General features: G+C 69.2%; 13 protein-coding genes and 3 rRNA genes. 12 read left to right on the plus strand and 4 right to left on the minus strand.

Annotated elements, in window-relative coordinates:
- The first annotated feature begins 11 nt into the window (after positions 1–11).
- Positions 12–1355: a hemolysin family protein gene (locus OHB44_RS13320; protein WP_238686743.1), complete on the plus strand. Its 1344-nt coding sequence runs from the start codon at positions 12–14 to the stop codon at positions 1353–1355.
- Between the two features lie 22 nt (positions 1356–1377).
- Here the strand turns inward: OHB44_RS13320 and OHB44_RS13325 are convergent, their stop codons facing one another.
- The gene (locus tag OHB44_RS13325; protein WP_330440882.1) at positions 1378–1767 is read right to left on the minus strand and encodes a PaaI family thioesterase; all 390 of its coding nucleotides are present in this window, start codon (positions 1765–1767) and stop codon (positions 1378–1380) included.
- A 99-nt stretch (positions 1768–1866) separates the two neighbouring features.
- Here OHB44_RS13325 and tyrS point away from each other — a divergent pair, with 99 nt between their 5' ends.
- The 4 genes from tyrS to rrf all read left to right on the plus strand — a co-directional run bounded on the left by tyrS (position 1867) and on the right by rrf (position 9010).
- On the plus strand, positions 1867–3159 hold the full coding sequence (gene tyrS / locus OHB44_RS13330; protein ID WP_330441227.1) for a tyrosine--tRNA ligase: 1293 nt from the start codon (positions 1867–1869) through the stop codon (positions 3157–3159).
- A 643-nt stretch (positions 3160–3802) separates the two neighbouring features.
- Positions 3803–5317, plus strand: a 16S ribosomal RNA gene (locus OHB44_RS13335).
- Between the two features lie 382 nt (positions 5318–5699).
- Positions 5700–8808, plus strand: a 23S ribosomal RNA gene (locus OHB44_RS13340).
- An 85-nt stretch (positions 8809–8893) separates the two neighbouring features.
- A 5S ribosomal RNA gene (gene rrf, locus OHB44_RS13345) occupies positions 8894–9010 on the plus strand.
- Together the 16S, 23S and 5S rRNA genes form the textbook arrangement of a ribosomal RNA operon.
- A gap of 90 nt (positions 9011–9100) precedes the next feature.
- Here rrf and OHB44_RS13350 read toward each other — a convergent pair.
- Positions 9101–11122, minus strand: a complete 2022-nt coding sequence (locus tag OHB44_RS13350) for a hypothetical protein (RefSeq protein ID WP_330440883.1) — start codon at positions 11120–11122, stop codon at positions 9101–9103.
- On the opposite strand from OHB44_RS13350, the gene OHB44_RS13355 reads away from it, so the two are divergent.
- Together OHB44_RS13355 and OHB44_RS13360 are read left to right on the plus strand one after the other, a co-directional pair.
- Complete coding sequence (locus tag OHB44_RS13355; protein ID WP_330440884.1) at positions 11111–12133, plus strand: tetratricopeptide repeat protein; 1023 nt, start codon at positions 11111–11113, stop codon at positions 12131–12133. The two genes, OHB44_RS13350 and OHB44_RS13355, sit on opposite strands and share 12 nt — an antisense overlap.
- Positions 12130–13161: an HAD-IIA family hydrolase gene (locus OHB44_RS13360; RefSeq protein ID WP_330440885.1), complete on the plus strand. Its 1032-nt coding sequence runs from the start codon at positions 12130–12132 to the stop codon at positions 13159–13161. The genes OHB44_RS13355 and OHB44_RS13360 overlap by 4 nt, the downstream gene beginning before the upstream one ends.
- 12 nt (positions 13162–13173) lie before the next feature.
- On the opposite strand, the gene OHB44_RS13365 is transcribed toward OHB44_RS13360, so the two are convergent.
- Positions 13174–13512, minus strand: coding sequence for an SCP2 sterol-binding domain-containing protein (locus OHB44_RS13365; protein ID WP_088947517.1), 339 nt, complete (start codon positions 13510–13512; stop codon positions 13174–13176).
- Positions 13513–13623: 111 nt separating this feature from the next.
- On the opposite strand from OHB44_RS13365, the gene OHB44_RS13370 reads away from it, so the two are divergent.
- The 5 genes from OHB44_RS13370 to OHB44_RS13390 all read left to right on the plus strand — a co-directional run bounded on the left by OHB44_RS13370 (position 13624) and on the right by OHB44_RS13390 (position 20258).
- Entirely contained in the window at positions 13624–14214 is a 591-nt protein-coding gene (locus tag OHB44_RS13370) for a phasin family protein (protein ID WP_238687129.1), read from the plus strand.
- Positions 14211–14486 (plus strand): hypothetical protein, encoded by a 276-nt coding sequence (locus tag OHB44_RS13375; RefSeq protein WP_238687128.1) that lies wholly within the window; start codon positions 14211–14213, stop codon positions 14484–14486. The genes OHB44_RS13370 and OHB44_RS13375 overlap by 4 nt, the downstream gene beginning before the upstream one ends.
- Before the next feature lie 40 nt (positions 14487–14526).
- The gene (locus OHB44_RS13380; RefSeq protein WP_330440886.1) at positions 14527–15387 is read left to right on the plus strand and encodes a TlyA family RNA methyltransferase; all 861 of its coding nucleotides are present in this window, start codon (positions 14527–14529) and stop codon (positions 15385–15387) included.
- Between the two features lie 109 nt (positions 15388–15496).
- Positions 15497–16381: an NAD kinase gene (locus OHB44_RS13385; protein ID WP_091407282.1), complete on the plus strand. Its 885-nt coding sequence runs from the start codon at positions 15497–15499 to the stop codon at positions 16379–16381.
- 157 nt (positions 16382–16538) lie between these two features.
- Positions 16539–20258 (plus strand): S8 family serine peptidase, encoded by a 3720-nt coding sequence (locus tag OHB44_RS13390; protein WP_330440887.1) that lies wholly within the window; start codon positions 16539–16541, stop codon positions 20256–20258.
- 79 nt (positions 20259–20337) lie between these two features.
- On the opposite strand, the gene OHB44_RS13395 is transcribed toward OHB44_RS13390, so the two are convergent.
- Positions 20338–21357 carry a helix-turn-helix domain-containing protein gene (locus tag OHB44_RS13395; protein ID WP_330440888.1) on the minus strand — a complete coding sequence of 340 codons (1020 nt, stop codon included), beginning with the start codon at positions 21355–21357 and terminating at the stop codon, positions 20338–20340.
- Between the last annotated feature and the right edge of the window lie 74 nt (positions 21358–21431).

Below are 21431 nucleotides of genomic sequence, written 5' to 3' on the forward strand. Positions count from 1 at the left end.
GCGAACCGGGCGTGCAGAGCTACGGGAGCCAACTGGCCCTGGTCGGAGTCCTGGTCGTGATCAACGCGCTCTTCGCGGGCAGCGAGATGGCGTTGGTGTCGCTGCGAGACAGCCAGATCCAGCGGCTGGAGCGCACCAGTCGGGCCGGGCGGGTGCTGGCCCGGCTCGCCAAGGACCCGAACCGCTTCCTGGCCACCATCCAGATCGGCATCACCCTCGCCGGCTTCCTGGCCTCCGCCGCCGCGGCGGTCTCGCTGGCCAAACCCCTGGTGCCGCTGCTCGGCATGTTCGGCGGCGGCGCCGAGACGGTGGCGATCGTGGCGGTCACCCTCGCGCTGACCTTCGTCACCCTGGTCTTCGGTGAGCTGGCGCCCAAGCGGATCGCCATGCAGTCCGCCGAGCGGTGGGCGCTGCTGGTGGCCCGTCCGCTCGACCTGCTCGCCAGCCTCACCCGGCCGGCCGTCTGGGCGCTCGGCGCCACCAGCGACATCGTGGTCCGCCTGGTCGGGCTCAACCCCAAACACCAGCCGGAGGAGATCGGCCCGGACGAGCTGCGCGACATCGTCGCCGGCAACCACGGCTTCACCAAGGAACAGCGCACCATCATCGCGGGTGCCGTGGAGATCGCCGACCGGCGGTTGCGGGCTGTCCTCGTACCCCGGTTGCAGGTCTTCACGCTCGACAGCGGGACCACCGCGGAGGCCGCGCGGCTCGTGCTGGCCGCCACCGGGCACTCCCGGGCTCCGGTCGTGCGCCACGGCGGCCTGGACGACACGGCCGGAGTGATCCACCTGCGCGACCTGGTGGGAGTACCCGACGACCGCCCGGTAGACGAGATCGCCCGACCGCCGATGCTGCTGCCCGACTCGCTACCGGTCGTGGACGCGCTGCGCCAGTTCAAGGCCGAGCGTCAGCACATCGCGCTCGTCGTGGACGAGCGCGGCGCCGTCGACGGCATCGTGACGCTGGAGGACATCCTCGAGGAGATCGTCGGCGAGATCTACGACGAGACCGACCGGGATGTGCGCTCGGTGCGGCGCGACCCCGACGGTGCGCTGCTGCTGCCCGGCACCTTCCCGGTGCACGACCTGCCGGACATCGGCGTCGAGCTGCCGTCGCGCCCGGCCGGTGACTACACCACAGTCGCCGGGCTGGTGCTGACCCGACTCGGGCACATCCCGACCGTCGCCGGGGAGGACGTCACGCTCGACGGTTGGGTGCTGGTGGTGGCCGGCATCGACCACCGGGCGATCACCGAGGTACGGCTCAGCCGCGTACCCGATGAAGCCGACGGCGACGGCGACACCGACACCGACCAGGCCGCGGAGCCGATGTTGGACGAGGCCCGCAGCTGACCGGTCTGGCGAATGCCGTCGCTCAGGCGGGCGTGAGGTTCTGCAGCCGGACCTGACCACGGGCGACCAGCCGCTCGTTGGCGTCGGTGATCTCCACCTGCCAGAGCTGCTGGCTGCGGCCCCGGTGCACCGGCGTGCCGACAGCGGTCAGCTCGCCGTCCCGGACGGCCCGCAGGAAATCGGTCTGGTTCGACACCCCGACCACGGTGCCCCGGTCGGCCAGCCAGAGGGAGCCACCCACGCTGGCCGCGGTCTCCACGACCGAGCAGTACACCCCGCCGTGCTGGATGCCGGACGGCTGGTGCAGCTCCGGGCGGACCCGCCAGCTGATGACCACCCGGTCGGCGCTGGCCTCCTCGAACTTGAGGCCGAGCAGGGCGACGAAACCGCCCGTCAGATCCGGAATCTCCATGGCAAAGCCCTCCTCGATCAACGGGCGCAAGCCTAGCCGGGGCGGGTTGCGACAAACCCGGTACGGGTTGGTGCCGGCGATGGGGGAGAATCGGTGACCGTGACCGACAGCAACTCTCCGCCGCCCGGGCGGGACTCCCTGACCGACGACCTGCTCTGGCGTGGCCTGATACAGGACTCGACCGGCCTCGACGAGCTGCGCGAGCTGCTCGACGGTGGGAAGTCCGCCACGTACTACGTGGGCTTCGACCCCACCGCGGCGAGCCTGCACGTCGGCTCGCTCATGCAGGTCACCATGGCCCGCCGGCTGCAACTCGCCGGCCACCGCCCGTTGCTGCTGGTCGGCGGGGCGACCGGGCAGATCGGTGACCCGAAGGAGAGCGCCGAGCGGACCCTCAACCCGCCCGACGTGATCGCCGGATGGGTCGAGCGCATCCGTGACCAGCTGGCGCCGTTCGTGTCGTACTCCGGCGACACCGCGGCGCAGCTGGTCAACAACCTGGAGTGGACCGGCGAGATGTCGATCGTCGAGTTCCTGCGCGACGTGGGCAAGCACTTCCCGGTGAACAAGATGCTCGCGCGGGAGGTGGTGCGCGCCCGCCTGGAGACCGGCATCAGCTTCACCGAGTTCAGCTACCAGCTCTTGCAGGCCAACGACTTCTTCGAGCTGCACCGCCGGCACGGCTGTCAGCTCCAGTTCGGCGGCTCCGATCAGTGGGGCAACATCACCGCCGGCGTCGACTACGTCCGCCGACGGGGCGCCGGGCCGGTGCAGGCGTTCACCACGCCGCTCGTCACCAAGTCCGACGGCACGAAGTTCGGCAAGACCGAGGGCGGTGCCGTCTGGCTCGACCCCACGATGACCAGCCCGTACGCCTTCTACCAGTTCTGGCTCAACGTCGAGGACCAGGAGGTCGACCGCTACCTGCGGTACTTCAGCTTCCGCACCCGCGACGAGCTGGAAGAGCTGGCCAAGGCCACCGCCGAACGACCGGCGGCGCGCCTGGCGCAGCGGGCGCTCGCCGAGGAACTGACCACCCTGGTGCACGGCGCCGACGAGACCCGACAGGCGATCGCCGCCAGTCAGGCGCTCTTCGGCCGCGGATCGTTGGACGAGCTGGCGCCGGAGACTCTGCGCGCGGCCCTGACCGAGGCGGGTCTCGTACGCCTCACCGGCGAATTGCCGGATGTGGCGGGTCTGCTGCGGGACTCCGGTCTGGTGAGTGGCCTCAAGGAGGCCCGGCGGGTGATCGCCGAAGGCGGGGCCTACGTCAACAACAACCGGGTGACCGCTGTGGACGCCACGGTGTCTCCGGCCGACCTGCTGCACGGGCGATACCTGGTGCTGCGCCGGGGGAAGCGTTCGTTCGCGGGCGTTGAGCTGGGTGAATAGCCACCTGTCGACGATGTGACGGGGGACGCGTCCGGCGGATTTGACGATCATCCCGCCGGACGCGTAACTTTCTCTCTGCCAGCGCGGAACGGACGAAACAGGCGAAAGCCTGAAGCGGCCGGAGCGCCGGCCAACGGCCTGGGGGTCGGGTGGGCACGCCCACCGGAGCCCCAACCGGGAGGTGCCGCCAGAAACGCCGCGAGGCGGATTTGGCGCCGCGAAACCGACCGGGTATGGTTACGAACCGGCAGGGCACCGGGCGGGTCGCGAGAAATCGCGACGGCCGGCCTGCCGAATCCATGACGAGAGCGGCGCAAGCCGGTTGCGACATGGTGCCCGCGTTATCGGGTTGAAGCATGACGAACCGCGAAATATCGGTTTGACACGGCGGAAACGAGCGGGTAACGTAGTAAAAGTGCCTGGCGCTGAAAGCGCCGGGGATGTAGAGCGGGAAATACCCCGGTTGGGGTTCCACGTGGTGGGGCTTCTGGTCGGTGTGTGGTTGTTCTTTGAGAACTCAACAGGGTGCTTGTAAAGCCAGTGCCAATTATGATTTATACCCCGGACTGGTCAGTTTTTGCTGGCTGGTTGGGATTCCTTTGGCAACATTTGTTTGTTGTCAGGATGCTGTTCAACTAATTTTTTGTTGGAGAGTTTGATCCTGGCTCAGGACGAACGCTGGCGGCGTGCTTAACACATGCAAGTCGAGCGGAAAGGCCCTTCGGGGTACTCGAGCGGCGAACGGGTGAGTAACACGTGAGCAACCTGCCCCAAGCTTTGGGATAACCCTCGGAAACGGGGGCTAATACCGAATATTACTTCTGGCCGCATGGCTGGTGGTGGAAAGTTTTTCGGCTTGGGATGGGCTCGCGGCCTATCAGCTTGTTGGTGGGGTGATGGCCTACCAAGGCGACGACGGGTAGCCGGCCTGAGAGGGCGACCGGCCACACTGGGACTGAGACACGGCCCAGACTCCTACGGGAGGCAGCAGTGGGGAATATTGCACAATGGGCGGAAGCCTGATGCAGCGACGCCGCGTGAGGGATGACGGCCTTCGGGTTGTAAACCTCTTTCAGCAGGGACGAAGCGAGAGTGACGGTACCTGCAGAAGAAGCACCGGCCAACTACGTGCCAGCAGCCGCGGTAAGACGTAGGGTGCGAGCGTTGTCCGGATTTATTGGGCGTAAAGAGCTCGTAGGCGGCTTGTCGCGTCGACCGTGAAAACTTGGGGCTCAACCCCAAGCCTGCGGTCGATACGGGCAGGCTAGAGTTCGGTAGGGGAGACTGGAATTCCTGGTGTAGCGGTGAAATGCGCAGATATCAGGAGGAACACCGGTGGCGAAGGCGGGTCTCTGGGCCGATACTGACGCTGAGGAGCGAAAGCGTGGGGAGCGAACAGGATTAGATACCCTGGTAGTCCACGCTGTAAACGTTGGGCGCTAGGTGTGGGGGGCCTCTCCGGTTCCCTGTGCCGCAGCTAACGCATTAAGCGCCCCGCCTGGGGAGTACGGCCGCAAGGCTAAAACTCAAAGGAATTGACGGGGGCCCGCACAAGCGGCGGAGCATGCGGATTAATTCGATGCAACGCGAAGAACCTTACCTGGGTTTGACATGGCCGCAAAACTCACAGAGATGTGAGGTCCTTCGGGGGCGGTCACAGGTGGTGCATGGCTGTCGTCAGCTCGTGTCGTGAGATGTTGGGTTAAGTCCCGCAACGAGCGCAACCCTCGTTCGATGTTGCCAGCGCGTTATGGCGGGGACTCATCGAAGACTGCCGGGGTCAACTCGGAGGAAGGTGGGGATGACGTCAAGTCATCATGCCCCTTATGTCCAGGGCTTCACGCATGCTACAATGGCCGGTACAATGGGCTGCGATACCGCGAGGTGGAGCGAATCCCAAAAAGCCGGTCTCAGTTCGGATCGGGGTCTGCAACTCGACCCCGTGAAGTCGGAGTCGCTAGTAATCGCAGATCAGCAACGCTGCGGTGAATACGTTCCCGGGCCTTGTACACACCGCCCGTCACGTCACGAAAGTCGGCAACACCCGAAGCCGGTGGCCCAACCCTTGTGGAGGGAGCCGTCGAAGGTGGGGCTGGCGATTGGGACGAAGTCGTAACAAGGTAGCCGTACCGGAAGGTGCGGCTGGATCACCTCCTTTCTAAGGAGCACCTTCACCCGAAAGGGTGCAAGGAGCCCGCGGCCCACGAATGTTGGGTCGGGGTGCTCAGATGGCGGAGACACTGGCAAGTTTTGCCCTGGCAACGGCCGGCGGCGCCTAGTACAGCTACTTCGGTGGTGGGAACGGTGGCTTCTGGTGCGGCTGGGGGAGAATGTGAGCACCCTGTTGGGTCCTGAAGGAACAACCTCTGGTTGTTGTTTCAGAGACGCGCCGGCCTCCTGTGTGGGGGCTGGAAGTCTGCCAGGCATGGCCTGGCCCCACATACCGTTGGTCCTGAGAGGGGCTGGGTTTGGTGTGGGGCGGATCGGGTTGTGGGTTGGTCGTTTGTTGAGAATTGCACAGTGGACGCGAGCATCTTTGTGGTCAAGTTGTCAAGGGCGAACGGTGAATGCCTTGGCACCAGGAGCCGATGAAGGACGTGGGAGGCCGCGATAGGCCTGGGGGAGCTGTCAACCAAGCTGTGATCCCAGGGTGTCCGAATGGGGAAACCTGGCACCAGTCATGTGGTGTCACCCACACCTGAACACATAGGGTGTGTGGAGGGAACGCGGGGAAGTGAAACATCTCAGTACCCGTAGGAAGAGAAAACAATTTAGTGATTCCGTGAGTAGTGGCGAGCGAAAGCGGATCGAGGCTAAACCGGCTGCGTGTGATACCTGTCAGGGGTTGCGTGGTCGGGGTTGTGGGACCCTGCTGAACAAGCTGACACTTGTTCGAGAAGTTACAAAGTCAGTGGCTAGTCGAACAGTCTGGAATGGCTGACCGTAGACGGTGAGAGTCCGGTAGGTGAAAGTTGCTGACCTTCTGTGGGTGTTCCCGAGTAGCGGCGGACCCCTGAAATCTGCCGTGAATCTGCCAGGACCACCTGGTAAGCCTAAATACTTCCTGGTGACCGATAGCGGACAAGTACCGTGAGGGAATGGTGAAAAGTACCCCGGGAGGGGAGTGAAATAGTACCTGAAACCGTTCGCCTACAATCCGTCGGAGCCTTGCGGGGTGACGGCGTGCCTTTTGAAGAATGAGCCTGCGAGTTAGTGGCATGTGGCGAGGTTAACCCGTGTGGGGGAGCCGTAGCGAAAGCGAGTCTGAATAGGGCGATTCAGTCGCGTGTCCTAGACCCGAAGCGGAGTGATCTAGCCATGGGCAGGCTGAAGCGCGGGTAAGACCGCGTGGAGGGCCGAACCCACCAATGTTGAAAAATTGGGGGATGACCTGTGGTTAGGGGTGAAAGGCCAATCAAACTCCGTGATAGCTGGTTCTCCCCGAAATGCATTTAGGTGCAGCGTCGCGTGTTTCTTGCCGGAGGTAGAGCACTGGATGGTCTAGGGGGCCCACAAGCTTACCGAAATCAGCCAAACTCCGAATGCCGGTAAGTGAGAGCGCGGCAGTGAGACTGCGGGGGATAAGCTTCGTAGTCGAGAGGGAAACAGCCCAGATCACCAGCTAAGGCCCCTAAGCGTGTGCTAAGTGGAAAAGGATGTGGGGTCGCATAGACAACCAGGAGGTTGGCTTAGAAGCAGCCACCCTTTAAAGAGTGCGTAATAGCTCACTGGTCAAGTGGTTCCGCGCCGACAATGTAGCGGGGCTCAAGCACACCGCCGAAGCTGTGGCATTCACATTTTATCCTCGCTTGGACTTGATTCCTTGTGCAGGTGTGTGGATGGGTAGGGGAGCGTCGTGCCGCGAGTGAAGCAGCGGGGTGACCCAGTTGTGGACGCGGCACGAGTGAGAATGCAGGCATGAGTAGCGAAAGAAGGGTGAGAAACCCTTCCGCCGGATGACCAAGGGTTCCAGGGCCAGGCTAATCCGCCCTGGGTGAGTCGGGACCTAAGGCGAGGCCGAGAGGCGTAGTCGATGGACAACGGGTTGATATTCCCGTACCCGCGAAAGAGCGTCCCTGATGAACCTCGTTGTGCTAACCACCCGAACTTGGTGAGGTCTTCGGACTGAGCTGAGGGAGCGTGGGAACCTGATGGGTAGTAGTCAAGCGATGGGGTGACGCAGGAAGGTAGCTGAGCCCGGCCGGTGGTTGTGCCGGGGTAAGCGTGTAGGCCGTGTTGTAGGCAAATCCGCAACACATGAAGGCTGAGACGTGATGCCGAGCCGATTCAGGTGAAGTCAGTGATCCTATGCTGCCGAGAAAAGCCTCTAGCGAGTTCTTAGCGGCCCGTACCCCAAACCGACACAGGTGGTCAGGTAGAGAATACCGAGGCGATCGGGCGAACTGTGGTTAAGGAACTCGGCAAATTGCCCCCGTAACTTAGGGAGAAGGGGGGCCGGAGACGTGAAGCCCCGCGCGGGTGGAGCGTTGTATGGCCGCAGAGAGCAGGGGGAAGCGACTGTTTACTAAAAACACAGGTCCATGCGAAGAAGTAATTCGATGTATATGGACTGACGCCTGCCCGGTGCTGGAACGTTAAGGGGACCTGTTAGCTCTTCGGGGCGAAGCGGAGAACTTAAGCGCCAGTAAACGGCGGTGGTAACTATAACCATCCTAAGGTAGCGAAATTCCTTGTCGGGTAAGTTCCGACCTGCACGAATGGCGTAACGACTTCCCCACTGTCTCAACCACAGGCCCGGCGAAATTGCAGTACGAGTAAAGATGCTCGTTACGCGCGGCAGGACGGAAAGACCCCGGGACCTTTACTATAGCTTGACATTGGTACTCGAATTAGCTTGTGTAGGATAGGTGGGAGCCGGTGAAGTCCATACGCCAGTATGGGTGGAGGCAATCTTGAAATACCACTCTGGTTGATTTGGGTATCTAACTTCGGACCGTTATCCGGTTCAGGGACAGTGTCTGGTGGGTAGTTTAACTGGGGCGGTTGCCTCCTAAAAGGTAACGGAGGCGCCCAAAGGTTCCCTCAGCCTGGTTGGCAATCAGGTGTTGAGTGCAAGTACACAAGGGAGCTTGACTGTGAGACTGACAGGTCGAGCAGGGACGAAAGTCGGGACTAGTGATCCGGCACTTGCGAGTGGAAGCGGTGTCGCTCAACGGATAAAAGGTACCCCGGGGATAACAGGCTGATCTTCCCCAAGAGTCCATATCGACGGGATGGTTTGGCACCTCGATGTCGGCTCGTCGCATCCTGGGGCTGTAGCAGGTCCCAAGGGTTGGGCTGTTCGCCCATTAAAGCGGTACGCGAGCTGGGTTTAGAACGTCGTGAGACAGTTCGGTCCCTATCCGCCGTGCGCGTAGGATACTTGAGAAGGGCTGTCCCTAGTACGAGAGGACCGGGACGGACGAACCTCTGGTGTGCCAGTTGTCCTGCCAAGGGCACGGCTGGTTAGCTACGTTCGGAAGGGATAACCGCTGAAAGCATCTAAGCGGGAAGCCTGCTTCAAGATGAGGTATCCCACCCACTTTGTGGGGTAAGGCCCCCAGCTAGACGACTGGGTTGATAGGCCGGAAATGTAAGCCCGGTAACGGGTTCAGTTGACCGGTACTAATAGGCCGAGGACTTGACTACTAAGCTGCTACGCGTCCACTGTGCAACTCTGAACAAGCGAACACCCGTGAGTGTGTGCCGGGGTTGTTTGATATGTTCATAGAGTTACGGCGGTCATGGCGGAGGGGAAACGCCCGGTTACATTCCGAACCCGGAAGCTAAGCCCTCCAGCGCCGATGGTACTGCACTCGTGAGGGTGTGGGAGAGTAGGACGCCGCCGGACAATCTTCCAGTCGAGGGCCGCCCCATCCGGGTCGGCCCTCGACTGCGTAGCGCCATTGGTGGCGCAATCAGGAAGGATGTACCTGTGAGTTCAGGACCGCAGGGCGGAGACCGTCCCCGTCGTTACGAAGACCGTACTGACGGTGCGGGCGGAAACGACCGCGGCCCGCGCCGCGATGACAAAGGCCGGCCCCCGTACCGGGGAGACCGCGACAGCGGCGGCGCCCGAGGCGGATACGCCGGCGGCCGCGACTCTGGCTCCCGTGGTGGTGACCGGGACAGCTCGCGCTCCAGCGCCCCCCGTGAGGGCGGCTACCGCGGCGGCGACCGTCGCGAGGGTGGTTTCCGTGGCGGTGACCGCGACGGTTCGCGGTCCAGCGCTCCGCGCGAAGGCGGCTACCGTGGCGGCGACCGTGATGGGTCCCGCTCGGGTGCCCCGCGTGAGGGCGGTTTCCGGTCCGGCGCTCCCCGCGAGGGTGGCTACCGTGGCGGCGACCGGGACGGTTCGCGTTCCAGCGCACCGCGCGAAGGTGGCTACCGGGGCGGCGACCGCGACGGTGGCTTCCGTGGCGGCGACCGGGACGGTTCGCGTTCCAGCGCACCGCGTGAGGGTGGTTTCCGTGGCGGCGACCGCGACGGTTCGCGTTCCAGCGCGCCCCGTGAGGGTGGCTACCGGGGTGGCGATCGGGACGGTTCGCGTTCCAGCGCTCCCCGTGAGGGTGGTTTCCGTGGTGGTGACCGTCGTGAGGGCGGTTACCAGGGTGGTGACCGCACTCGCTCCGGCCCGCCGCGTGAGGGTGGCTTCCGTGGTGGTGACCGCGACGGTGGTTTCCGTGGCGGCGATCGCCGCGAAGGTGGCTTCCGGGGCGGCGACCGGGACGGTTCGCGTTCCAGCGCACCCCGTGAGGGTGGCTACCGTGGCGGCGACCGGGACGGCTCGCGTTCCAGCGCTCCCCGCGAGGGTGGCTTCCGGGGCGGCGACCGGGACGGTTCGCGTTCCAGCGCCCCCCGTGAGGGTGGCTTCCGTGGTGGTGACCGCGACGGTGGTTTCCGTGGCGGCGATCGCCGCGAAGGCGGTTTCCGCGGTGGCGACCGTGAGGGTGGCTTCCGTGGCGGCGACCGGGACGGCTCGCGTTCCAGCGCGCCTCGTGAGGGCGGTTTCCGCGGTGGTGACCGCGACGGTGGCTTCCGTGGCGGCGATCGCCGCGAAGGCGGTTTCCGGGGCGGCGACCGGGACGGTTCGCGTTCCAGCGCTCCCCGTGAGGGCGGTTTCCGCGGTGGTGACCGCGACGGTGGTTTCCGTGGTGGTGACCGTCGCGAAGGCGGTTACCAGGGTGGTGACCGCACTCGCTCCGGCCCGCCGCGTGAGGGTGGCTTCCGTGGTGGTGACCGCGACGGTGGTTTCCGTGGCGGCGATCGCCGCGAAGGTGGCTTCCGGGGCGGCGACCGGGACAGCTCGCGTTCCAGCGCTCCCCGCGAGGGTGGTTTCCGGGGCGGCGACCGCGACGGCTCGCGTTCCAGCGCCCCCCGTGAGGGTGGCTTCCGCGGTGGTGACCGCGACGGTGGTTTCCGTGGTGGTGATCGCCGCGAGGGCGGTTACCAGGGTGGTGACCGCACTCGCTCCGGCCCGCCGCGTGAGGGTGGCTTCCGGGGTGGCGATCGGGACGGTTCGCGTTCCAGCGCTCCCCGTGAGGGTGGCTTCCGGGGTGGCGACCGGGACGGTTCGCGTTCCAGCGCTCCCCGTGAGGGCGGCTTCCGGGGTGGCGACCGGGACGGTTCGCGTTCCAGCGCTCCCCGTGAGGGCGGCTTCCGGGGCGGCGACCGGGACGGTTCGCGCTCGGGCGCTCCGCGTGAGGGTGGTTTCCGTGGCGGTGACCGCGAGGGCGGCTACCGGGGCGGAGAGCGTACCGGGGGTTTCCGGTCCGACGAGCGGCCGCGTCGCGAGGGGGAGTTCCGTCGCGATGACCGCGCGGGTGGCTCCGAGTCGTCCGAGGGCGGGCGTAGCTCGGCCCCGGCGCTGCCGGACGACATTGTCGCGACTGACCTCGACAAGGACGTCCGCGCTGAGCTGCTCTCGCTGAACAAGCCGGTCGCCGAGACGGTGGCCCGGCACCTGGTCGCCACTGGGCAGCTGATCGACGAGGACCCGGCCGAGGCGTTGGCGCACGCGCTTGCCGCCCGGCGGCTCGCGTCGCGCATCTCCGCTGTCCGTGAGGCGGTCGGCCTGGCCGCGTACCGCGCGGGGGAGTGGCAGTCGGCGATCGCCGAGCTGCGCACGTACCACCGGATGAGCGGACTGCAGAGCCACCTGGCCGTGCTCGCGGACTGCGAGCGGGCTCTCGGCCGGCCGGAGCGGGCCATTGACCTGTTCCGTGGCGCGGACCGGGAGAAGCTGGACCAGGCCGTGGCGATCGAACTGCTGATCGTCGCCGCTGGCGCGCGGGGTGACCTCGGGCAGAAGGACGCGGCGGTCGCGATGCTCCAGGTCCCGGACCTCACCAACGAGGCCACCGTGCCGTGGACGGCCCGGCTGCGGTACGCGTACGCCGACGCGCTGCTCGCTGTCGGTCGGCGCGAGGAGGCCCGCGAATGGTTCTCCCGCGCTGCCGACGTGGACACCGAGGGCGAGACCGACGCCGCCGAGCGGCTGCTCGAACTCGACGGCGTCGTCATCGAGGGTGACGAGGAGGACGAGGCCGCCGAGGAGATCGCCGCTGGCCCGGGCGCTCCCGGCGCGGTGCCTGCCCGACCCGACGCTGACCTGGCCAGCGACACGAACGACGACGACGATGTCGACGATGTCGACGACGACGATGTCGATGACGACGATGTCGATGACGACGACGATGTCGATGACGACGATGACGACGATGACGACGACGATGACGACGATGACGACGACGACGACGACGAGGACTTCGACGACGACGAGGAGGACGACGCTGTCGGCCCTCCCGCTGACGACGAAGGCTTCGACGACGAGGACGAGGACCGTCACCCCACCGGAACCGGCAACGCCGACGCTGCCACCACTGGCGACAGCGGCGTGACGGACGGGGACGCGGCGAACGCCGACGGGACCGTCCCGGCCCGGGATGACGAGTCGGGGTCGACGCAGCGGTGAGCGCGGGCGTGGGGGAACGGCTGGTCGACGGGTACACCCTGGTCGTCTTCGACCTGGACGGCGTGATCTACCTGATCGACCGGCCGATCCCCGGCGCCGTCGACGCGGTGGCCCGGCTGCACGCCGAGGGACGGGCGGTGGCGTACGCCACCAACAACGCGTCCCGCCGGTCCAGCGAGGTCGCGGACCTGCTGACCGGTATGGGCGTGCCGGCCCGACCGGAGGAGGTCCTCACCTCCGCCGCCGCCTCGGCCGAGGTGTTGCGCGACCGGCTGCCCGCCGGCGCGTCGGTGCTGGTGGTCGGCGCGGAGGCGCTGCGCGCGGAGCTGCGCGCGGTCGGGCTGAACCCGGTCACCCAGGCCGATGAGAAGCCGGCGGCGGTCGTGCAGGGGTACGGCCCGCAGGTCGGCTGGGCCGAGCTGGCCGAAGCGTCGGTAGCCGTACGTGCGGGTGCGATCTGGATCGCCACCAACACCGATCGGACCCTGCCCAGTGGGCGGGGACCGCTGCCCGGCAACGGGTCGCTGGTCGCCGTGCTGCGGACGGCACTGGAGCGGGACCCCGACGTGGTGGTCGGCAAGCCGGAGCCCGCGCTGTTCGAGACCGCCGCCAAGCGCAGCGGCGGTGGGCGCAGCCTGGTGGTGGGTGACCGGCTGGACACCGACATCGAGGGCGCCCGCCGGGCCGGGCTGGACAGCCTGCTCGTGCTCACCGGCGTCAGCGGAGTACCGGAACTGCTGGCCGCGGAGCCGCAGCGACGTCCCACGTACGTCGCGAAAGACCTGGCGGGGCTCTTCGACCCGGCTGCCGCCGTGCGGGTCCCGGGCCCGGCGGACGCTGGCGGCTGGTCCGTGACCGACCGGGACGGCACGCTGGAGCTGGCCGGGGCCGGTCGACCGCTGGACGCCCTCGCGGCGCTCTGCGCGGTGGCCTGGTCGGCGCCGGTTCCGGTGCTGCCGAAGATCCGCCCGGTGGGCCCGGACGCGGCCCACGCGGTGGAGAGTTTCGGTTTGACCTCGGCGGCGTGAGCCGGGCGGTCGTCAGAGCAGCTTGCGCAGCTTGAGCAGGTCGAACGGGTTGGCCTTGATCGACACCCGGCGGGAGGTCACCGCGCTGGTGACGTCCAGGTCGCCACGGACCAGGGCGAGTAGGTCGTCGCTGGACGTGCTCAGCGCGATCTTGGCCTTGGGGTCGTCGCCGTCGGTCAGCTCGACCAGTCGGCCGCCGGTGATCCGGCCGTGGAACGCGGTGTCCAGGTCGGTGATGCGGCAGGCCAGCGTCCGGTCCAGGTCGATCCGTTCGCGTACCGTCTCGGCGTTGCGATCCAACCGGGCGGCCAGCTCCTGCAACGCCTGCCGGCACTCGTCCACGCTGGCCACATCTCCCCCTCGCTGATCGCCACGCCGTCCTCGGCACCGTACCGCACGGGTCGGTCGGGGGTGCCCGGTAGCGTGACACCTGCACACCCCGCCCCGTGGAAGGACTCAGGCATGCAGGACGCGTGGCGCGCCTACCTCGAGCTGGCCATGGGCCTTGCGGAGGCGCCCCGGAAGAAGGCCCAGGACGTGGCACGTCGCCTCGTCGGCTCCGGCGGCGCGACCGCCGCCCAACTCCAGGCCCTCGGCGAGGAACTGGTCACTACCGGCGCCGCCAACCGGGAGGCGCTGACCAAGCTGGTCCGCTTCGAGGTCGACCGGGCCCTCGGCGCGGTCGGTCTGGCCACCGCCGACGAGGTGGCCGAGCTGACCCGGCGGGTGCACGACCTGGAGCGGCAGCTGCGGGAGGCGCGGTCCACCGAGCCGGCCGACGCGGCGACCGCCGGCCCCACGCCACAACCCGACCCCACCGTCGCCGCGCAGCCCGGCACCGGTCTCGTGCCGTCCGACGCCTCGGCCGGTGCCCCGGTCTCCGCGCCGGTGGCGAAGAAGGCCGTCGCTAAGAAGGCCGTGGCGAAGAAGGCTGTCGCCAAGAAGCCGCCGGCGACGATCAGCCCGACGGCCGACGAGGACGTCCCGACGCCGGCCGTGATGCCCGCCAAGAAGGCGGCGATTCGCAGGCAGCGGCCGGACGACGCCGAATGACCCGGCCCGGTCCGCCGCCCGGTGGGTCGTTCCCGGCCCGGCCCGGTCCGCCGGCTGGCGGGTCGTTCCCGGCCCGGCCCGGTCCGCCGGTGGGTGTCCGCCCCGCGCCGCCGCCGGATCTCGGGGACGACGAGACACGGCATCCGGCGGTGGACGCCGCCGTGCGGGCCATCGCCAACGCGGCGACGCTCGCGCCCGCCGACCAGATCGCCCAGTACGAGGCGGCCTACGAGACGCTGCGGGAAACCCTCGCCACCATCGACCAGACCTGAGCGGGACGACCAGGCCTGAGCAGACCGGAGAACCACACGCATGGCACGTCGTAACCGGCTGGACGCCGAACTCGTCCGGCGCGGTCTGGCCCGCTCCCGTGAGCAGGCCGCCGCGTTGGTGGAGGCCGGCCGGGTCCAACTGCGGGGGGTGGTCGCCCGCAAGGCGGCCGCGATGGTCGACCCTGCCGACCCGCTCCTGGTGACCGGTGCGGACCCGGCCGAGGAGTACGTCTCCCGAGGCGGGCACAAGCTTGCCGGCGCGCTGGCCGCGTTCGCCCCCGGTGGGCTGCACGTGGCCGGGCGGCGTTGCCTGGACGCGGGAGCGTCGACCGGTGGGTTCACCGACGTGCTGCTGCGCGCCGACGCGGCCGAGGTGGTGGCCGTGGACGTCGGCTACGGGCAGCTCGCCTGGCCGCTGCGTACCAACGAGCGGGTCCGCGTCCTGGAGCGCACGAATGTCCGTACCCTCGATGCTGACGCGATCGGCGGTCAGGTCGACCTGACGGTGGCCGACCTGTCGTTCATCTCGCTGCGACTGGTGCTGCCGGCGTTGGCCGGCTGCACGCGCGACGACGGTGACCTGGCGCTGATGGTCAAGCCGCAGTTCGAGGTCGGCAAGGACCGGGTCGGCGCCGGCGGTGTGGTCCGCGATCCGGAGCTGCGCGCCGAAGCGGTGCTGGACGTGGCCGCGGCGGCCGGGCGGCTCGGTCTCGGACTGGCTGACGTGGCGGCCAGCCCGCTGCCCGGGCCGAGCGGCAACGTGGAGTTCTTCGTATGGTTGCGCCGGGGCGCACCAGCGGCCGACCCGGAGCGGGTGCGGGCCGTGGTGGCGGCCGGGCCGGACGGCTCGACGACGGCCGGCGAAGTGCCGGACGTGGCGGCGGAGGAGGTCGCAGGGTGAACGCGCGCAGTGAGGGTGTCGCAACGGGCCGCACGGTGACACGTGGCCGTGCCGAGGTGGCGGCGCCGGTGGCGCGACGCCGCCCGGTCCGACGTGGGCGGGCGGCCCGATGAGCCGGACCGCGCTGCTGGTGACCCACACCGGCCGTCGGCGCAGCACGGAACACGCCCGGTCGGTCGCCGCCGACCTGATCGACGCCGGTTTCGAGGTACGCGTGGTCGCCGACGAGGCCGACGACCTCGACCTGCCCGGCGTGGTGCCGGTCGCCGGCCCGCAGGCCGCCGAGGGCGCTGAGATCGTCTTCGCGCTCGGTGGGGACGGCACCTTCCTGCGCGCCGCCGAGCTGGCCCGGCCCGCGAAGGCGCCGCTGCTCGGCATCAACCTCGGCAAGGTGGGCTTCCTGGCGGAGGCGGAGATCGACGATCTGGACACCGCCGTCCGGGACGTCGTCGGCCGCAACTACACCGTCGACGAGCGGCTGACCCTGGACGTCACGGCCGAGTTCGACGGTGGGCCGACCATCGAGTCCTGGGCGCTCAACGAGATCAGCATCGAGAAGGGCGAGCGGGCCCAGATGCTCGAGCTGCTCGTCGACGTGGACGGCCGGCCGCTGTCGCGTTATGGCTGCGACGGTGTCGTCTGTGCCACCCCCACCGGCTCCACCGCGTACGCGTTCTCCGGTGGCGGCCCGGTGGTCTGGCCGGAGGTGGAGGCGCTGCTGCTGGTGCCGATCAGCGCGCACGCGTTGTTCAGCCGCCCGTTGGTCACGGCCCCGACGTCGACCTTCGTGATCACCGTCGACCCGTTCACCACCCTCGCCGTGCTCTCCTGCGACGGCCGGCGCGTCTACGACCTGCCACCCGGGGCGCGGGTGACGGTGCGTCGGGGCGCCCTGCCGGTACGCATCGTGCGGCTGCGCCCCCGCCCGTTCACCGACCGGCTGGTGGCCAAGTTCGGCCTCCCCGTTCACGGTTGGCGTGGCAGCCGCCGGTGACCGTGGCGCACACGGTCGGTGGATGTCAGTTGTCCACCTGACGACATGTCGCCGCTGCGGCGGCGGGCGACTAGTGACCTGGTGACACGCTCCGACGCAGACTCCGATCGGCCCTCATCTACGGATGGCGGCCTGGAGGAGTAGAGGAGCCCATCGCATGCACTGGTCCCCACGCTGGCTCGCCGTCGGCGCGGTCGGCGCGTTGGTGGTCGGCGTCGCCGCACCGGCGTCCGCCGACCCGCCCGCCCGGCCCACCGGCCCGACGTCGGGCACGCCCGCCCAGCACGCACCCGTCCGCATCACCCTGATCACCGGCGACCAGGTCGAGCTCGCGCCCGCGGCGCCGGGCCGGGTCGCCGCCACTGTCCGCCCGGGACCCGGGCGCGAGCGCGTCATCTTCCAGACCCTGGAGGTCGACGGCCGGCTGCGGGTGCTGCCCAGCGACGCCCTGCCCTACGTTTCGAGTGGGGTCCTCGACGCCAACCTGTTCGACGTGCAGGAGTTGGCCGCCGACGGATACGGCGACGCCGCGCAGGGCGCGTTGCCACTGATCGTGCGCTACCAGGAGCAGGCGGCCGGGCGGGTCAAGCCGCTTGCCGGTGCCACCGACGCCCGGCCGCTGGAGAGCATCAACGGCGCGGCGCTGCGGGTCGGCAAGGGGGCCCTCGGCAACCTGTGGACCACGCTCGCCGGTACGCCGGCCAGCCGGACCACGACTGCCGCCGCGCCCCGGCTGGGCGCTGGCATCGCCCGTATCTGGTTGGACGGGAAGGTCCGCCCGGCGCTGGAGCACAGCGTGCCGCAGATCGGCGCCCCGACGGCCTGGGCGGCCGGGCGCGACGGTGCCGGCGTGACGGTGGCGGTGCTCGACACCGGCGTCGACGCCACCCACCCCGACCTGGCCGGTCGGATCGCCGAGGCGCAGGACTTCTCCGGCAGCGGCAGCGCCCGCGACGGGCACGGCCACGGCACCCACGTGGCCGCCACCATCGCCGGCAGCGGGGCGGCGTCCGACGGGTTGCGCAAGGGCGTCGCCCCGGGCGCGCGGTTGCTGGTCGGCAAGGTGCTCGACGACGGTGGCTCCGGCTACAGCTCGTCCATCATCGCGGGCATGGAGTGGGCGGCCCACTCCGGCGCGAAGGTGGTCAGCATGAGCCTCGGCGGCGACCCCACCGACGGCACCGACCCGATGAGCCAGGCGGTGAACGACCTGACCGCTGAGACCGGTGCGCTGTTCGTGGTCGCCGCTGGCAACTCGGGCGCCGCGCGTACCGTCGGCGCGCCCGGCGCGGCCGCGGCGGCGCTCACCGTCGGTGCGGTGGACCGTGCCGACAACCTGGCGGAGTTCTCCAGCCGGGGCCCGCGTCTCGGCGACAACGGCCTTAAGCCCGAGATCACCGCGCCGGGCGTCGGGATCGTCGCCGCCCGGGCCGCCGGCACCGCCATGGGTACGCCGGTGGACGACGCGTACACGACCGCGTCCGGCACCTCGATGGCCACGCCGCACGTGGCCGGAGCGGCGGCGATCCTCGCCCAGGAACACCCGGACTGGCCGGCCGGGAAGCTCAAGGACGCGCTGGTCAGCACCACGAAGGCGAACCCGGCGCTGACCGTGTTCGAGCAGGGTGGTGGTCGGGTCGACGTGGCGCGGGCGCTCGGCCAGCGGGTGTACGCCTCGGCCACCGCGGACTTCGGTCGGATCTCCACCGGCGGTGCGGCGGTCGAGCGGACCGTGACGTACACCAACGGCGGCACGGCCCCGCAGACCCTGCGGTTGGCCCTGGAGCTGCGCAACCTGGACACCCGTGCGGCCGAGACCGACGGGGTCGCGGTCGGCGGCGCCGAGGTGACAGTGCCGGCCGGCGGCAGCGTCGCCGTGGCGCTGCGGGCGGACCCGGCGAAGCTCGACCGGGGTGTGCACAGTGGCTGGCTGGTGGCGACAGGCGCGGACGGCGTCGCGGTGCGCACCGCGGTCGGGCTCACCGTCAGCGGTCCCGTGCACCACCTCACCATCAAGCTGCTGGACCGGCAGGGTCAGCCGGGCCTCTCGCCGGGGTTGACCGTCTTCGGTGAGCAGCCCGAGTCGGACTTCTGGGGCATGTGGGGTGGCGAGGGCACCCTGGACGTCGAGGAGGGCACGTACGTGCTGACCGCGCTGATGACGCACGGCGTTCCCCTGGACGAGCAGATGACCCAGATGATCGAGCCGGAGGTGACAGTCGACCGGGACCTGACAGTGGTGCTCGACGCGCGCAGGGGCACGCCGGTGCGGATCGAGACGCCGAAGCCCAGCGAGCAGCGGGCCACGCTCAGCTACTACGTGCACCGGGTGCTGGGCAATGGCCGGCAGATCGACCACGGCGTGATGGCCTACAGCACCGTTGAGCGGGTCAACGTCACGCCGACCCGCCAGGTGCGCCAGGGCGAGTTCGAGTTCGCCTCGCGGTGGCAGCTCGTCGCGCCCATGGTGGACGCGACGATCAGCGGGGTGTCCGGTCCGTCGGACATCAACCTGCTGGGCACGTCGCCGGCGCCGACCGGTCGGCGGAAGCTGCCGCTGCTCTGGGCCGGCACCGGCGCCCCCGCCGAACTGACCCGGGTGCGGGGCGCCGCCGTGCTGCTCGGCGCCGACCCGAACCGCTCGGAGGAGGAACAGGTGGCCGCCGCCGCGGCGGCCGGCGCCGCCGCGGTGCTGGTCGTCCGGCCGGAGGACCAGAGCGCGTGGACGGTCTGGCGGCCCACCGGAGAGCGGCTGCCGATCCCGTCGATGGTGGTCGCGTACGACGACGGGCAGCGGCTGATCGCGGCGGCGCGCAAGGGTCGGGCGACGCTGGACCTGACGCTGACAGTGGACAGCCCCTACCTGTACGACGTGTGGCAGGTGTCGAAGGGCCGGGTGCCGGAGCGTGTCGTGCACACGGTGACCGCGGAGAACACCGCCGAGGTGACAGCGAGCTACGGCGACCTGGGTGCGGGCTGGGCCACCGAGGAGCGGTTCGGCTGGCGTCCGTGGCAGGAGTACGCCTGGAACGACGACCAGCGGATGGTCCGCAACGGCACCACCCGGCAGGAGTTCGTCAGCTCCGGAGACTCCTGGTGGCAGCAACGGGTGCTGCACAAGCAGATGTTCATGCAGTGGGGGCAGCTGGCCGGTGGTCTGACCCAGCAGCCCCGGCGCTACGCCGCCGACGACCGGGTGACCGAGATCTGGCACGCGCCGGTGCTCCGCCCGGCCGTCCCGGCCCGAGGGGCGCCGGCGCCCACCCGCACCGGCGACATCCTGGAGTTGCGGGTGCCCGAGTTCGTCGACGCCGACGGGCACTACAGCGTGGCCGGCGAGAGCGAGGAGTCGGACACCGTCACGGCGCGGGTCAGCCGCAACGGGCAGCAGATCGCGGACCTCTCCGACGGCTGGGCGTCGGTGCCCACGACCGCCGAAGCCGCCCGCTACCGGCTGGACGTGAGCACCCAGCGGTCCTCGGCCGAGTGGCGTTACGGCACCCGGACCGACACGGCCTGGGAGTTCACCTCGGCCCGACCGGCGGGCGACGCCGCCACGGCGTTGTCGTTGCTCCAGGTGGACTACCGGGTGCCGGCCGACCTGGGCGGCACGGTCCGCGGCAACCGGCCGCACCAGCTCGGGCTGACCCTGCGGCAGCCGGCCGGGGTGCCGGCGCCGAGGGGTGCCGGCGTCCGGATGCAGGTCTCCTTCGACGGGGGCGTCACCTGGCGCAACGCGCCGACCACGGGGTCGGGCACCCGGTACACCGCTACCGTGCCGGCGGGGCGCGGAACGGTGTCGCTGCGGGTGCGCGCCGCCGACCGGGCCGGGAACACCGTCGAGCAGACGGTGCTCCAGGCGTACGGGCTGCGCTGATCGGGCGGGGCGGGGCGGCCTGGCCGTCCCGCCCTGCCGGTCGAGGGTCCGCCGTCGGTCGACGGCGGGCTCTCACGCGTCAGAGCCAGCCGCGTCGGGCCACCTGGAACGCCAACCCGGGTCGGGTGTCCACGCCGGCGGCGGCCATCAGGTCGGCGATGCGCCGTTGCACGGTGCGCCGGCTCACCCCGAGCTGGGAGGCGATGGACTTGTCCGGTACGCCCGCCACGAACAGCGACAGCAGCCGGGCTTCGTCGGCGTCGGGCTGGTAGCCGTCGCCCGGCTGGTCAGCGGGCTCGGGCCGTCGATTTTCGGGGGCCGCGACGGCGAGGGGGTCGTCGAGGCGCAGCCGGGTGGCCACCCGCCAGTGGCTCTCGAAGAGGGCGAGTAGCGCGTCGAGCAGTTGACTGCGGCCGATCACGGCGGCGCTCGGTTCGCCGCCGTCGCGGTCGGGCACCAGCGGGCAGATGGCGGTGCGGGCGTCCACGATGGCCAGTCGGACCGGCAGCCGGTCCAGGACGCGGGCCTGCTCCCCGGCGGCGACCCCCTTGGCCAGGTCGGCCAACGCGCCCGGCTCCAGTAGCAGGTCACGTTCGTAGATGGCCCGGTAGCTGACCCCACGGGCCAGCGCGTCGAACTCCTCGAGATTCTCCGGGCCGGCCATGGCGAGAGGATTGGCCCGGCAGAACCAGAGCACCTCGGTCCGGGCCGAGTTCTGCAGGTCGCGAAGCCGGTCCCGAAGAACCCGGGCGCCGGTGATCACCTCGACCAGGTGGTCGACGTGGTGTCGGCGCAGTCCGGAGCGGTATTCCTCGGCCAGTTGGGTGACCAGTCGGCGGGCCGACTCCAGGTCCTCCTGACGCCGCAGCAGCGTCGCGCCGAGGGCGACGTCCGGGGCGGTCGGGCGCAGCGGGGCGTCCGGGTCGTTGTCGCTGCGCTGCACGAGGCCCTTGCCCCGCAGTGCCTCGACCTGGGCGATGACCTGCTCACGGGGTCGGTGCAGGCGACCGGCCAACTCGTCGATGCGGGCGGTGGTGAGCTGGAGCAGGCAGCGGTAGAGCTCCTCCTCAGCCGAGGTCAGGCCGATCACGTCCAACACGGGGCAGAACTGTACGTCGGCCGGGTACGGGCCGTACCCGGGCCCGTCGGCTGGTCAAGTGTCGGGCCTCGCGT

The sequence above is a fragment of the Micromonospora sp. NBC_00821 genome (assembly GCF_036347035.1).
GTDB classification, from domain to species: domain Bacteria; phylum Actinomycetota; class Actinomycetes; order Mycobacteriales; family Micromonosporaceae; genus Micromonospora; species Micromonospora hortensis.